A 14,862-nucleotide genomic window follows, 5' to 3' on the forward strand; every position below is an offset into this window, starting at 1 on the left:
CATTTTCACCTCATCGTTTTTTCTGCAAACAACTTATAAAAAAGCCATCCGTGTTGTATTGATGCGGATATATCGTCAACATCTTATTATGCAAATTAGGCGATAAATATTTACTTACAGGTATATCTATTAATTCAAATTCCGGATGCTTTTTTATAAATTGCTCAACGACTTGCTGGTTTTCTTCAGACAAAATCGTACATGTACTATAGACTAGAATTCCTCTTGGTTTCAATATGGGAGCCACACTTTCTAAAATCTCTAACTGAACCCGAGCCAATTGTTCTAAATCAGCGGGGGCTTTCCCATATTTTATGTCTGGCTTACGACGCATTAATCCCAAACCAGAACAAGGAGCATCAACTAAAATTCGATCAAATGATGCTTTATCAAAGTTTTCATCTACTTTCCTAGCATCTAATTTTTCAGGTCTTATTACATCATCAACCTTCATTCGTTTAGCATTTTCTTTAATCAACTGCATCTTATGTTCATGGATATCAAGCGCTGTAACTTCGCCTTTTTGCTGCTTTGATAAAAAAGAAGCTATGTGAGTCGTTTTGCCTCCTGGCGCAGCACAAGCATCCAATACTTGATGGTGTTTTTCTATTTGTAACGCTGGCGCCACTAACATAGAAGTTTCGTCTTGGACTGTCAAAAGACCTTTTTTAAACAAATCACTTTTGCCGATAAAACCCTTTTGTGCTATAATACCATACTCTGAAATGATACTTTCTACAGCTTCAATTCCTTCTTCTGCTAAACTAGTTAAAGCATTCTTACGCGAAATTCTACGTGTATCTACCCGTAAACTGACTCGACTAGGAGAAAATAACGAGTCTCCTAATTGTTTTGTCTGCTCGATGCCTATCTCTTCTGTGAGCTTTTGCGTTAACCACTTGGGCATACTCATTTGTATAGCTAAACGTTCAATGGGATCTTCTATCCCACGAGTTTCTGGTAGCCCTTGCCGCTTGATACTACGCAAAACGCCATTAACAAATTTTCCAATCCCTTTATTCCCACGAGTTTTGGCAATTTCAACTGCTTCATTTAAAATCGCATGATCAGGAACACGATCAAGATAATAAAGTTGATAGATAGATAACTCTAACAATAGTTGGACCCAATGATCCACTTTTTTGGCCTTTGAAATAAAAGGGCGTAAATAAAACTCAAGCAATAATTGGCGACTAACGGTACCATACACAAGTTCAGTTAACAACCGACTATCTTGTTGGCTAAGCTCTCCTTTATCAATCTCTTCTTTTAAAAGCAGGTTGGAATAAGCACCGCCCTTTTGAATTCTTTCTAAAGTTTGTAACGCAACATAACGAACAGTTTTTTTTGCATCATTCTTCATCTTGGCCCACCTGTTCACCAACAGCTACTTTTTGTCCCATCCCATTTAGAAAGTCCGTGATCTTTTGCTTATTTTTCCCAGAAGGTTGTAGTTCTTCAATAGCCAAAATACTCTGGTTACCACATGCTACCCATAATTGGCCCTTAGTAGCACGGATAATGGTCCCAGGATTTGCCTCAGTCCTCTCTGTTAAAACAGATACAGACCATATTTTCCAACGGTTGCCTTGATAAGTCGTATAAGCAATAGGCCAAGGCCTCATCCCTCTTACTTTTTGATCAATTTCTTGCGCCGTTTGTCGCCAATCAATGACTTCTTCTTCTGGTCTAATATTAGGAGCAAAAGTCACTTGTTGTTCATCTTGCTCAACAGAAAAAAGCGAACCGGATAGAATCTGAGGGAGCACTTTAAGTAATAGGTCACGGCCTACATAACTTAATTTTGTAAACATCGTGCCTACATCGTCTTCATGCATGATTGGCACACTCTCTTGGGCGTAGACACTGCCAGCGTCCATTTTCTTTACCATCTCCATAATGGAGACGCCTGTTTCATTTTCTCCATTAATAATAGCATAATGAACAGGTGCCCCGCCTCTATATTTAGGTAAAAGTGAAGCATGAACATTAAGTGCCCCATAAGTCGGAATTTGTAGTAGTTTTTCTGGTAAAAACTGTCCAAATGCAGCGGTGACGATGAGATCAGGACGTATTTGATCAATTTCTTCTAACTCTTGAGAACCACTTATTTTTTCTGGTTGTAAAACTGAAATCCCTAATTCTAAAGCCTTATTTTTAACAGGAGAGGCGATAATTTTTTTCTTACGGCCTACCGCACGATCAGGTTGAGTAACTACTGCTGCTACATCATAACCAGCTGTCACCAATCCTTCTAAAATTGGTACAGAGAATTCTGGGGTCCCCATAAATACAATTTTTGTCATTTTTTAAGCTCCTTTAGATAAAGTTCATTGGTTCATTATCAATAGCTACGTACAAACCCTTTTGTTGCACTTTTTGTGAATCATTTAGAATTTGCTTTAATAGTTTAGAAAGTGCAGGCTCTTTTTTATATTTTATAATTATTTGATACTGATAACGATTTTTTACTCTTGCAATTGCGCTTGGAGTTGGACCTAAGACAATACTTTTTGTACTTAGTTCGGTATTTATTAACTGGGCAATGTTAAATATTTGTTTCGCTGCCAGCTGTTCTTCTTGGTGGCTACAAGTAATTTTTACAGTAAAATAATAAGGAGAATAACCACTTTGATGTCGCAAAAACATTTCTTGTTCATAAAAACTCTCATAATCTTGCTGTTGGGCTAAGGCAATGGCGTGATGTTCAGGATTAAATGTTTGGATCACTACTTCTCCTTGTTTTTCCGCGCGTCCTGCACGGCCAGATACTTGAGTTAATAACTGAAACGTACGTTCATTTGCCCTAAAATCAGGTAAATTTAAAGCAGTGTCCGCGTTCAATACACCAACCAAAGTAATATTGGGATAATCTAACCCTTTAGCAATCATTTGTGTCCCTAACAAGATATCAGCTTCTTGTGCACCAAACTTCTGTAAAATACGCTCATGTGCTCCCTTATGTCTTGTTGTATCTACGTCCATACGTAAGATACGAGCTTCGGGAAACAATGCTTGCAATTCCTCTTGTACTTTTTGAGTACCCGTTCCATAATAACGGATTTTATTACTGCCACATTCTGGACAATGTTGTGGGATACGTTCTTCATGCCCACAATAATGACAACGCATTGTCTTAGTATCCATATGCAAAGTTAAAGAGATATCACAATTAGGACAGGGCAAAACATACCCACAATCGCGACACATCACAAAAGAAGAGTATCCTCTACGATTTAACATTAATACAGACTGTTCTTTTTTTTCCAGCCGATCTGCTATTTTTGCTTGTAAATCCTCAGAAAAATTACTTGTATTTTTTCTTTCATATTCTTCTTTTAAATCAACCACTTTTATACTTGGTAAATTAGCCGCTGGATCTGCTCGTTTACGCAATAAAAGTAACTGATAAATATTCTTTTGGGCTCGGGCTCGTGATTCTAATGATGGCGTAGCACTACCAAGCACCACAGGACAATGATGATACTCTCCGCGCCAGATGGCTAAGTCTCTAGCATGATAACGAGGAGCTTCCTCTTGCTTATAAGATGTTTCATGCTCTTCATCGACAATAATGACACCTATATTTTCTAAGGGAGCGAAAATCGCCGAGCGAGCGCCAACAACAACTTGTGCTTCCCCTCGTTCGATCTTGCGCCATTCATCATAACGCTCTCCTTGACTTAACCCGCTGTGTAGTACTGCCACAGCATCTCCTAAACGACCTTTAAAACGTTCGACCATCTGAGGTGTCAAAGCAATTTCTGGCACTAGCATGATGGCTGTTTTTTGCTTAGCCATAACAGCAGCAATGGTTTGCAAATAAATTTCCGTTTTACCACTGCCAGTAATGCCTTCTAATAAAAAAACATCATTTTTAGCTTTATTCTCAGATGTAAGCACCGAATTTACCGCTTGTTGCTGCTCTTCATTTAATGTTAAAGCTGTTGTTCTTTTGAGATTTTTGCCTTGATATGGATCACGATAAGCTTCAACATCCTCAAAACTCAACCATCCTTTCTCCTCCCCTTGTTTTAATACAGTTGAAGAAATGCCCTGTTTTGTATAAAAAGCAGATGGTTGATGATCATTTTTTCTTAACAGTTCAAATAATTGTTTTTGTCGAGAGGCTCGTTGATTAATTTTCTGGTAGAACTCTTCTGTATTATTAGGCGTTAGTTGGCTATTCACATAGCGAATTTTTTTTACCTTATTTTTATTTTTTACTACGTAACGAAGCTCCACAACATTTTCTTTACGAAGCTTTTTTAATTGGTTTAATATCCCCTTTTTTTCAGCTTCTTGCCAGTCCATTTCATCCCCCTGGGGAAAATATTCATCTTTTACTGGATGCTTCGGGTCTTTAAGCACAATTTTTTTCTGATATTCAGCTTTCATTACACTAGGTAACATTGTTTGCAGACAAGTAATTTTAAAAGCATAAGTTGTCTCTTTCATATAATCTGCTAAAGCTAGCAATTCTTGATTTAAAACAGGAGACAAATCTAACAAACGAATAATATATTTCAATTTTTCCGGGTATTTACTCGTTTGTTTCAAATCAGTCACAAATCCTTGTATATGCCGGTTCCCACCACCAAAAGGTACTTCTACTCGCATTCCCACTTCAATGACGTCTGTTAGGGATTCGGGAACAATATAGGTAAAAGGCTGATCTGTTTGCATGGTAGGTACATCTACAATAACCTCGGCAAATAATGTCATGACGATTTCTCCTTTCTGACTCATTTTACTAAAAATACAAGTGTTTGTCTTTACTATCTAAGAAAATTAAATTTTCACAGCCTTACGTCTATATTTAATTAACTATTTCTAAAGAAAAATCGTTGAACAATTCTTTTGTCCAACGATTCATAGATTAGATACCGTTATTATCTTCACGGATCCGATCTTCTAAATTTTTTTGTTCTTGTTGCTTTTGTGCTTGTTTTTCTTCTTGTTCCATTTGTAACCTAGCTCGTTTTAATTCGGGATCAGGATCGTTGATCACTGTTTGGGCATCAATTTCTTCCAAGGCTTTACCCACATTTTTTACTGAATCAAACTTGTCTAACGTTGGGTTTGCACCAGCATCTAACTCATGGGCGCGTTTACTAGCTAATAGCACCAATGAATATTTGGAATTAACCGATTCTAGTAACGAATCGATGGAAGGTTTTAACATCATATTATTACAACTCCTCTAACATTTTTCTATACTTTCCAATTACGCGTTCCACTCGAAAGTGTTCGCTTGAAATAATATTTTTAATTCTTTCGACTGCTTTAGGTACTTCATCATTAACAACGGCGTAATCATAAGATGCCATCATTTCAATTTCTTCGCGAGCAACTTTCATGCGCTCATCAATTTTATCTTCTGAATCTGTTCCACGACCGGTGATTCGCATACGTAATTCCGCCAAATCTGGTGGTGTTAAAAAAATAAATACGCCATCTGGCACTTTTTCTTTTACTTGTAAAGCACCTTGAACCTCAATTTCTAAAAACACGTCTTTTCCCTTATCCAATGTTTTTTGAACGTAAGGTAATGGAGTTCCATAATAGTTTCCCACATATTCAGCATACTCCAACATTTGGCCTTTTCGTATCATTTGTTCAAATTCTTCTTTTGAGCGAAAATAATAATCTTCCCCTTCGATCTCTCCGATTCGCTGTTTGCGAGTTGTCATTGAAACCGAATATTGAAAATCATTGTCTTCACTATCAAATATTGCTTTGCGAACTGTTCCTTTTCCTACACCGGAAGGGCCGGATAAAACAATCAATAATCCCCGCTCTGTCATAATGACGTCCTTTCCCTCTTGTACTTGTTTAACGTCTATTTTGCACTTTTTTTCAGTAACTTTCAAGAATAACTTTATTGTAACGGGTAATAGCACCAAATCTAGTTTAACACTTCTAGAGACTTAATTCATTGTTTACAAAAATATTTTTCTACTTACATTGCACTTACAGCTTGTTTAAGAGCTTCAAATTCTTCATTACTTAAGGTTACGCCTTTTCCCATTTTTTCATGTTCTGGGCTCCAATCACGCAAATCAAATTTTGGGGGCCGCCCATTCCAACTAACAAGGTTTAATTCCTTACGCCAACCTTTCGCGTTTTCTGATAAAACAGCTATTTCTTCTAAAATTTCATATGAAAAATCTTTTGCCATTTATTTCCCCTCTTTTTGTTTATTCATTCTTCATTATTAATTACGCATTTTTCTTCAGTTTCATTTTTTAAAAAATGAAAAAATTTAGCTGCAATAAATAAAACCTCTGTTTGCTCAATAAACCATTTAGATAAGTGCATATCTTTTTCTAAAAGTGCATCAAGAAATAAGAATTGATTCTTTTTTGAAAGAAAAAAGTAATCTTTATAATATAGTTCAACCCACTCATTAAAAGAACGCACAAGTTCAGGCGGAAACGAAAGTTCTGTTTTTTCTTCATAAAAGCATTTAAAAATTGTTCTTTAGTATAAGACCGATCAGCAGGAAGTCTTAAAATACGCCCGATAAGTTCGACAAATGCTTCCCCAACTTGTTCTAAGGAAACTTTTTTGCCGTGATATTTATAAAACTTCTGCCAAAAGTTACTCTTTTTTAACAAAGCAAATTCTTGAGCAGATAAGCTCATAATAAATGCTTGCCAATTTGTTTGCCAATCCGTCATATTGCTAAAAGTATACCAAAAACCAGTATACTTCCCAAAATATTTTAACATTTCCAAATAGCCTAACCGTTCGTTTACTTTAGAACGTTTGCTATCAAAAATTAGAAAACTACCTAAAGGCCAAGGAGAACGTAATTGAACATTGACGACATTTTCAGGTAGGCTGATCTTTTTACGGACTCCAGGCCCTTTTGCATCAATACAGATACATTCTTTTGCTCCTTTAGACAAAGCTACATCTAATGGAAAATCATTACGGTAACCCCCATCAACATAATCTTCTCCTTGAATTCGTACAGGCTGCATCGCTGGAAAAAAAGCAGCAGAAGCCGTCAACCACTTCCAAGACTGTTTTATCGAATGAATAGCGACAACTTTTTCCTTTAGCCCTTTTAAACGCGTGGTACATATATAAAATTTAATAGAGGAAGTTTTTAATTTAGCTTCATCTAATGTTTGTACCATTAACTTTTGAAGTGGTAAAGTACTAACGCCTTTTTCTTTCATTGCTGTTTTACTAAGCGAACGAAGCTGACGAGTTAACTGCTTAAAAGAATAGTTTGTAGCAGCAGCTTGAGGAAAAGCTAAAATTTGTTCTGTACTAATTTTATACCAAAGTTGCTGTGCCTTTGTCTCATCATTCATCATAATAAGCGCTGCATTTAAGGTACCTACTGAGGTACTAGTAATCATTTCAAAAGAAATCCCTAGTTCTTTTAAAGCTCGCCAAGCTCCAATTTGATAAGCTCCTCTGGCACCACCACCACTTAAAACAAGGGCTGTGTGATAAGACAATTCTTTAGAAAAACCGTGCTCGTCTTGTTGGTAACCTTGCGAAGTTAGCCAAGGAAATAAAACGCCTTTAGTAAAAAACGAAAAAGTTATTTTAGAAACAAAGTAACTACGAGCAAATTTTTCAATAATTTGTAAAATAAAAAGCCAAGTAACCTTCTCAGAACCTTTATACAATAAATTTTCGACTTCTAGACGTTGGTTTTTCCACTTTATGCTAAAAAGAACGATCCAGTTGCCTGTTTTTATATACCAACAATTTTGGTTATAAACCGCCTCTTTCATTTTTTCCTTAGCTTCAGAATGAGTGGAATAGAAAGGAAAAATTAATTTTGTACGTGTTAAAAGAATAGGGTTTTTATTAAGAATCGAAGCGTATAATTTTTTTATCTCCATATTAAAATCCTCTCTTAAAAAGAATAAGAGGCTCCCATTAAAACAGCATCTCAAAGTTTAAATAAAAAACACAATATATTACTTAGTGTAATAAACACTTAAAAGAAACGAAACAAGCATTTTATAAAAAATTATTGTAAAATGTAATTAGAGAAAGTAGGAAAAAGGGGGGTTTTTCAAGATGGCAGATTTTATTTATGTACTTATTGACAACATCAGTAACGCTGTTTTGACCCGAGGTTTTTCTACCGCTGATTTCCATCAAGCAATCGTTCATTACCCGAAAAACTTATTATTATTAGATCCTTCTAGTGAATTAGGGGAGTACGAAAACCATACCGCAATGAAAGTCATCCGCGGCAGTAAAGCCGTTGAAAATTATTTTCAAATAGTAAACAAGAAACGAACCACTGATACGAATAAATGGATTGATTTCACCGATCCTATGATGTTAAAAGAACTAAGTCCTATAGAGATTTCTGAACTGTTATACTTTGGTCATATGAAGACTCATCTTCATTCGCCATTTTTTTATAAACTACAAAATAACTTTGCTTATTTTGATTTACAAGATAGTTTATCGCGTGTTTATTATCGTTATTTAGATGAATTTTATCAAGTTTTGGCCCAAAAAATCACTCACATCATTACAGAAATTTTAAACGCTCGGCGCTCTCCTTTTCGAAAGGATCACCCCGTTGAAACTTTACCACTCAATATAGTTAAAAAGTTGAGCGAATTAATGAAGGCTGGCGTCCTTTTTTCATTTAAACAAACAGAGTTTCAAAATAAAAAATATCAAATCCCTTTATTTTTAGTCGAAGACACTCGGATTCGAATGGGCGAGCCTAGCTTTAAAAATGATGCATTTATTGGAAATCTAACTTATTATTCTAGTAAAAAAACATGGGGGCTTGATGTTGATCAAGACGATTTAGACTTAGGAGCCCTATCAAACATACCCTTATCATAACATAAAAAAGGCAAAGAATATGATGTTCTTCGTCTTTTTATTATGCCTAAAAGCCTTCTTTTACTGTAATATTTTTACTTAATTTTGCCCAATGATTCGTTGGCCCATGTCCAGAGCCTACAATAATTTGCTCTTCTATAGCACCTTGAATAAATGCCTTAGCTGTAAAAACTGCTTCTTTAAACGGTTTTTTCTTAGCCAATTCTGCTGTTATACAAGAAGAAAACGTATCTCCAGTACCATGGGTATTTTTTGACTGAATACGAGGTGCACTCAATTGAAAAATAGAACTGTCTTCCATTAATACAAAATCTGTGGCTTCTTTCCCTTCTAAATGCCCACCTTTGATAATAACGTTTTTTGCTCCCATTTCTTGTAAAGTGGTAGCCGCTTTTTTTACCTCTTGTTTTGTTTTTATTTTTAAACCTGTTAATACTTCAGCTTCCGGTAAATTCGGAGTTAGTACGTAAGTTTGAGGTAAAAGTTCTTTTTTTATTGTTTGTATTGCCTCTTCTTTCAATAAAGAATGTCCACCTTTTGCTATCATAACAGGGTCTACCGTTAAAGGTCCGAATGAATGTTTTTGATAACAATCAGCAACGGTTTGTACGTGTTCTTGATCATATAACATCCCAGTTTTTGCCGCGTGAATATGAAAATCATCGGCTAAAGAAGCAAACTGAGCCTCGATAAAAGAGCGAGGCACAGGTAAACTTTGCTGAACTCCTTTAGTGTTTTGAGCTGTTAATGCAACGAAAATACTTGTTCCAAAAACTTCTCTAGCTTGAAACGTTTTTAGATCAGCTTGCACACCTGCGCCTCCGCCCGAATCTGAACCTGCAATGGTGACTGTTTGTGGTACTTGGCCTCTCATTTATTTTCCCTCCAATTGAGCAAATTCTTTTTTCATTTGGCGGACTTTTTTCCCAATATCGCTAGCTTTCATAATTTCACTCACCACAGCTACCCCATCGATACCAATATGATCAAACGATTTAATTCGTTCTTCCGTAATACCCCCAATAGCAACTACTGGAATTCTTACTTGTTGAGTCACTTGTTTCAGCGTCTTTAAAGAAGTGGATTGTGCTTTTTCCTTGGTTGCTGTTGGAAATACCGCGCCAACACCTAGGTAATCCGCCCCATTTTTTTGTTCTTCTTTTGCCTGTAAGACACTTTTAACCGATCTTCCAAGAATTTTATTACCTATAAGAGACCGTGTTACTCCAGTTGGTAGCTCGTCGTCACCGATGTGTACCCCGGCAGCATCAACCGCTAGACATATATCGACACGATCATTAATAATTAATGGAATTTGATAACGATCTGTCACTTTTTTTACTTTATTAGCTAATTCATAATATGCAAACGTAGTGATCTCTTTTTCTCGCAATTGCACCATCGATACGCCATTCTTACAAGCTTCTTCAATTTTTTCTAAAAATTCTTCGTCGTTTTCCCCATATCGAGCCGTTACTAAATATAAACTCATATCTGTTCTCATTGCTTTCTTCCTTTCACCTGGTTAAACCAATTATCATTCGTTACAGATAAAAGAGACAACTGATTTAAAGTTTCATGACGAAAATCTGCCAACCCATTAGATGATGTTAATTTTTTATTAGCATGCTCACCACAAATGTTTAAATAACTAAGAGCAAATATAGCTGCTGATAAATTATCAAACCCCTCCCCTAATAAAGCTGCAATCAGCGCACCTAGGAGGTCACCACTTCCGGTAAATTGTTGGAGTTTTTCCACGCCATTTTCCATGACCCACGTTTCATCTTTTGAAACAATCAGATCTTTTTTTCCCGTAGCAAGATAGGTAATTGATGAATCTTGCTGTTTTAAAGCCTTGACTAACTCTTCCATTCCTTCTTCCGTTTGATCAAATTCACTACTATCAACGCCTCTCCCGCTTACTTTAAGACCACAAAACGCGCGTAGTTCCGAAACATTACCTTTTAAAATATTAGGTTTGTATTTTTCTAACTGTTGTGACAAGTAAAAGGCAATAGGAGCGCTTGTCACTCCTACTATATCAAGAACAAAAGGTTTCTTTTTTGCTTTAGCCTTTTTTGCAGCCATCAAAAGCGCGCTTTCCTTTTCCTTTGATAAGCTTCCAAGATTTAGTAATAAACTACTTGTATGTTTAAAAAGTTCAGAAAACTCTCTTACATCATTGGTCATAATAGGTTGTGCATTAATATATAGTAATGTGTTAGCGACGGTCTCTATAGAAACATCATTTGTAATGCAATGAACTAATGGTGCTTGCTTTAACGGAAAAATTTCGCTAGCCCTATCTGCAATTTTTTTCATAAGTCTCTCCCTTTCTGTCCAAATAAGAATGACATTTCTTAAAACTAATAGTTACTTACAGACATTTGATCTTTAGGTGTAAAAAGTCTTGGAAACACTTTTTCTAAAATCAACAAAATAACGATCGCAGCAAAAGTAGTCAACAACGCGCTTGTGCCGTTAATTACTAATGAATAAATCACCGGGGAAAGTCCCCACATTGCATACTGTCCCCAAAAAATATAACCAGCAACAAAATGCCAGAAAAAACGCGCAAATGTACCAACTAAACAGGCACTAACAATGGCCACCCGAGCTTGTCCATCATTTTTTCTATCAAGAGCTCGATGTAACCTAGCAGCAAAAAGACCGGCAAGACCAGCAAATGGGTAAGCTACAATGTATTCAATCAAAACTTGTGCGATACTTAAATAAACAACTTGTCCTAATGGAAAATGTAAGAATCCCCAAATAATTCCCGCAAATAACGCAGGCTTGGTCCCACGACGTAATGCATATACAATCATAGGAATTTGCCCTAAAGATACAGTAAAAGTTGTCCCCATCCCAGTAGGCAAAAAGGATAACAAAATACTTAAAGCTGCAATAATAGTGCCTTCCACCCAAACATTTATGTTTGAACGCATAGCAAAAAACTCCTCCTTTTAGAATCTTTTCAATTCACAAAGGAGAAGCTTATTTACTTCAACTCGTCACAATTCCTACGTTCGAATGATCGAAACAGGTACGAAGGGTTTAGAGAGTATACTCAATCTCAGTCCATATGGACTCCCCTTTGTGATCAGATTCTATTTAATTATTTACAAACTTAGCATAACATATTTTCACCAAAAAAACACCGCTAACATTTTTTCATACCAAAATTCTTTTACACAATGAAATAAATTTAATTTAGTTTTTCTCTTTTTTAACAAATCTCCCCGTCTTCACTAAACAATTTATAGCAAAAACGGTTAATTCAATGTTACTTTTTTATAAATAACCCGTATTTATAAAAAAAGAAGTTGGAACAAAAGCAAAATAAGACTTTTGTTCCAACTTCTTTTTATCCTTAAAAATCAAGTTTTGATTCAAATAACGGACTAACAGGTTTATTTTCGTGAACGCGTTTAATTGCTTCAGCAATTAAATCACAAACACTAATTTCTTCAAGTTTATCAATTTTACTTTCTTCTGGTAAATTGATAGAATCTGTTACTACTAAATGCTCTATTGCCGAATCAGAGATCCGCTGCAAAGCTGGCCCCGAAAGTACGGGATGCGTGCAAGAAGCATAAACGCTAACTGCTCCAGCCTCTTTTAGGGCATTTGCCGCAAGCGTAATCGTACCTGCTGTATCAATCATATCATCAATGATTACACAAGTTTTCCCTTCAACATCTCCAATGATATTCATAACCTCCGCTACATTTGCACGAGGACGACGCTTATCAATAATGGCAATAGATGCTTTTAGAAACTCAGCTAACTTACGTGCTCGTGATACACCTCCATGGTCTGGCGATACAACTACAACATCATCGCCTTTGATGTCATGCTCAATAAAATAGTTAGCAATTAATGGAGCACCCATCAAATGATCGACTGGGATATCGAAAAAGCCTTGGATTTGAGCAGCATGCAAATCTAGTGTCACTAAGCGACTAGCTCCAGCCTTTTCAATCATATTTGCCACAAGTTTAGCAGTAATTGGCTCACGCGCACGCGCTTTACGATCTTGACGTGCATAACCATAATATGGCATCACTACATTAATCGTTTTTGCACTCGCTCGTTTTAAAGCATCAATCATAATCAAAAGTTCCACCAAATTGTCATTCACTGGACTGCTAGTCGATTGGACAACATAGACATGCGCTCCTCGAATACTTTCTTCGATGTTCACTTTGATTTCGCCATCGCTAAATTGTTGTACTGTACATTTCCCTAATTCTACACCCACAGCTGAAGCAATTTTTTCTGCTAGCGGGCGATTTGAATTTAGCGCAAAAATCTTTAATCTTGGATCAAAATAATGATTGGACATGAGGACCTCCACTTTCTATACATTCCAACGAACCACTCGTCTTAAATATACTCACTTACGTTGTAATTATAATGTTTATAGACAGTTAAAACAAGGTATTGGCTAAATATTCTTATACAAGAAAACAAAAATAAGTCAAAAATATCCGAACAATATTGAATGAGATTGGCTCATTGGAACGAGTCATCGTAAAAACAACCTCTCTATAGTTCGGATACTTTGTCACCAAAAATTTAGGCCTTAATTCCTTTATATTATTGTAAAAAAGGTAACCTTTTTGCGTAACCTTCTTTATTAACCTGACGAGCGCGAGCAATTGCCATGTCATTTTCGTAAACATCATCTGTGATCGTTGAACCTGCGGCTAAACAAGAATTACTAGCTATATTTACTGGTCCTACCAAATTAACTCCCGAACCGATAAAACTATAATCGCCTACTGTTGTATGATGCTTATTTTTCCCATCATAATTGACAAACACAGTCCCACAGCCAACGTTAATTTCTTTGCCTAAAGTAGCATCACCAACATAAGTCAAATGACCTACTTTTGTCTTCTCACCAATTACAGCATTTTTTATTTCAACAAAATTACCAATATGAACTTTTTGATTAACTTCTGCTTGAGGACGTAAATGTGCATAAGGCCCTACATCTGCCTGGGAATGGACCACACTTTTTTCAATCGTTGAGCTTTTTACAGTCACTTGATCTTCAATGACGCTATCTGTAATTTGAGAATTCTGAGTGATAGCACAGTTCTCACCAATCGTTGTTTTTCCTTTCAACGCAACGCCAGGTTCAATAAGTGTTTCAGCTCCAATTTTTACACCTTCATCGATATAAGTTGTCTTAGGGTCAATAAATGAAACACCGTTACGCATATGTTGTTGATTGATCCGCTTACGCATGATTTCATTTGCTTGAGCTAATGCCATTCGATCGTTTACCCCAATAGATTCTTCAAAATCATCTGTTTGATAAGCAGCAACAATTTGCTCATTCTCTTTTAAAATTTCGATAATATCTGTTAAATAGTACTCCCCTTGAGCATTATCTGTCGTAAGCTTCTCTAGTGTTTCGAATAAAAGTTCATTATCAAAACAGTAAGTACCTGTGTTGATTTCTTTGACACGTGCTTCTTCAGGCGTTGCATCTTTTTGTTCGACAATTTTATCGACAATACCTACGTGGTCGCGTAAGATACGGCCATACCCATTGGGATCATCTGCTTGAGCCGTCAAAATTGTAGCTGAAGCACCCTTTGCTTGATGGTATTCAAATAATTGATCCAAAGTTTCACTTGTCAAAAGCGGTGTATCGCCACTAATAACAAGCGTCGTTCCCTTTTTTTCCTTTAAGAAGTCAGCGGCCTGCATGACTGCATGCCCTGTACCTAATTGTTCAGCTTGGAGCGCATATTCACTCCGTGTGCCAAGTTGGGCTTTGACTTCATCTGCTCCATGACCAACCACGGTAATAACATCTTTGGGGTTAACTTCTTCTACACGATTCATGATATGTTCGACCATTGGTTTACCGCAAACTGGGTGTAGTACTTTGTATAGTTTTGATTTCATTCGTGTACCTTTACCAGCTGCTAAAATAATTGCGTAACGTTCATCCACCTGTCTCACTCCATTTTTATTTTTGCTTGTTTAAGTGTA

Annotated in this window: 14 protein-coding genes and 1 riboswitch; of the genes, 1 reads left to right on the forward strand and 13 read right to left on the reverse strand. The window is 36.4% G+C overall.

Going from position 1 to position 14,862, the window contains the following annotated elements; translation table 11 throughout:
* Positions 1–10 precede the first annotated feature (10 nt).
* The 7 genes from rsmB to G577_RS10845 all read right to left on the reverse strand — a co-directional run bounded on the left by rsmB (position 11) and on the right by G577_RS10845 (position 7,871).
* Positions 11–1,363, reverse strand: a complete 1,353-nt coding sequence (gene rsmB / locus G577_RS0101070; protein WP_028789549.1) for a 16S rRNA (cytosine(967)-C(5))-methyltransferase RsmB — start codon at positions 1,361–1,363, stop codon at positions 11–13.
* Complete coding sequence (fmt, locus tag G577_RS0101075; protein ID WP_028789550.1) at positions 1,353–2,306, reverse strand: methionyl-tRNA formyltransferase; 954 nt, start codon at positions 2,304–2,306, stop codon at positions 1,353–1,355. The genes rsmB and fmt overlap by 11 nt, the downstream gene beginning before the upstream one ends.
* Before the next feature lie 13 nt (positions 2,307–2,319).
* Positions 2,320–4,725, reverse strand: a complete 2,406-nt coding sequence (priA, locus tag G577_RS0101080) for a primosomal protein N' (protein WP_028789551.1) — start codon at positions 4,723–4,725, stop codon at positions 2,320–2,322.
* 154 nt (positions 4,726–4,879) lie between these two features.
* Complete coding sequence (rpoZ, locus tag G577_RS0101085) at positions 4,880–5,188, reverse strand: DNA-directed RNA polymerase subunit omega (protein ID WP_028789552.1); 309 nt, start codon at positions 5,186–5,188, stop codon at positions 4,880–4,882.
* A 4-nt stretch (positions 5,189–5,192) separates the two neighbouring features.
* A complete protein-coding gene (gene gmk / locus G577_RS0101090) occupies positions 5,193–5,807 on the reverse strand; it encodes a guanylate kinase (RefSeq protein WP_028789553.1) in 615 nt (204 codons plus the stop codon).
* A gap of 155 nt (positions 5,808–5,962) precedes the next feature.
* Positions 5,963–6,181: a YdbC family protein gene (locus tag G577_RS0101095; RefSeq protein ID WP_028789554.1), complete on the reverse strand. Its 219-nt coding sequence runs from the start codon at positions 6,179–6,181 to the stop codon at positions 5,963–5,965.
* Between the two features lie 148 nt (positions 6,182–6,329).
* A complete protein-coding gene (locus G577_RS10845) occupies positions 6,330–7,871 on the reverse strand; it encodes a patatin-like phospholipase family protein (protein WP_051176578.1) in 1,542 nt (513 codons plus the stop codon).
* Between the two features lie 181 nt (positions 7,872–8,052).
* On the opposite strand from G577_RS10845, the gene G577_RS0101105 reads away from it, so the two are divergent.
* Complete coding sequence (locus G577_RS0101105; protein ID WP_028789555.1) at positions 8,053–8,844, forward strand: hypothetical protein; 792 nt, start codon at positions 8,053–8,055, stop codon at positions 8,842–8,844.
* Positions 8,845–8,890: 46 nt separating this feature from the next.
* Here G577_RS0101105 and thiD read toward each other — a convergent pair whose 3' ends face one another.
* The 6 genes from thiD to glmU form a co-directional block, all read right to left on the reverse strand.
* Positions 8,891–9,718, reverse strand: a complete 828-nt coding sequence (gene thiD, locus G577_RS0101110) for a bifunctional hydroxymethylpyrimidine kinase/phosphomethylpyrimidine kinase (protein WP_028789556.1) — start codon at positions 9,716–9,718, stop codon at positions 8,891–8,893.
* Complete coding sequence (gene thiE, locus G577_RS0101115) at positions 9,719–10,348, reverse strand: thiamine phosphate synthase (protein WP_028789557.1); 630 nt, start codon at positions 10,346–10,348, stop codon at positions 9,719–9,721. It lies immediately after the preceding gene.
* Positions 10,345–11,169, reverse strand: a complete 825-nt coding sequence (gene thiM, locus G577_RS0101120) for a hydroxyethylthiazole kinase (protein ID WP_028789558.1) — start codon at positions 11,167–11,169, stop codon at positions 10,345–10,347. The genes thiE and thiM overlap by 4 nt, the downstream gene beginning before the upstream one ends.
* Positions 11,170–11,213: 44 nt before the next feature.
* Entirely contained in the window at positions 11,214–11,795 is a 582-nt protein-coding gene (gene thiT / locus G577_RS0101125; RefSeq protein ID WP_028789559.1) for an energy-coupled thiamine transporter ThiT, read from the reverse strand.
* A gap of 55 nt (positions 11,796–11,850) precedes the next feature.
* Positions 11,851–11,954: riboswitch (TPP riboswitch) on the reverse strand.
* Between the two features lie 266 nt (positions 11,955–12,220).
* Complete coding sequence (locus tag G577_RS0101130) at positions 12,221–13,195, reverse strand: ribose-phosphate diphosphokinase (protein ID WP_028789560.1); 975 nt, start codon at positions 13,193–13,195, stop codon at positions 12,221–12,223.
* A gap of 254 nt (positions 13,196–13,449) precedes the next feature.
* Positions 13,450–14,823: a bifunctional UDP-N-acetylglucosamine diphosphorylase/glucosamine-1-phosphate N-acetyltransferase GlmU gene (glmU, locus tag G577_RS0101135; RefSeq protein ID WP_028789561.1), complete on the reverse strand. Its 1,374-nt coding sequence runs from the start codon at positions 14,821–14,823 to the stop codon at positions 13,450–13,452.
* Between the last annotated feature and the right edge of the window lie 39 nt (positions 14,824–14,862).

Source organism: Tetragenococcus muriaticus DSM 15685 (genome assembly GCF_000423785.1).
GTDB lineage: Bacteria > Bacillota > Bacilli > Lactobacillales > Enterococcaceae > Tetragenococcus > Tetragenococcus muriaticus.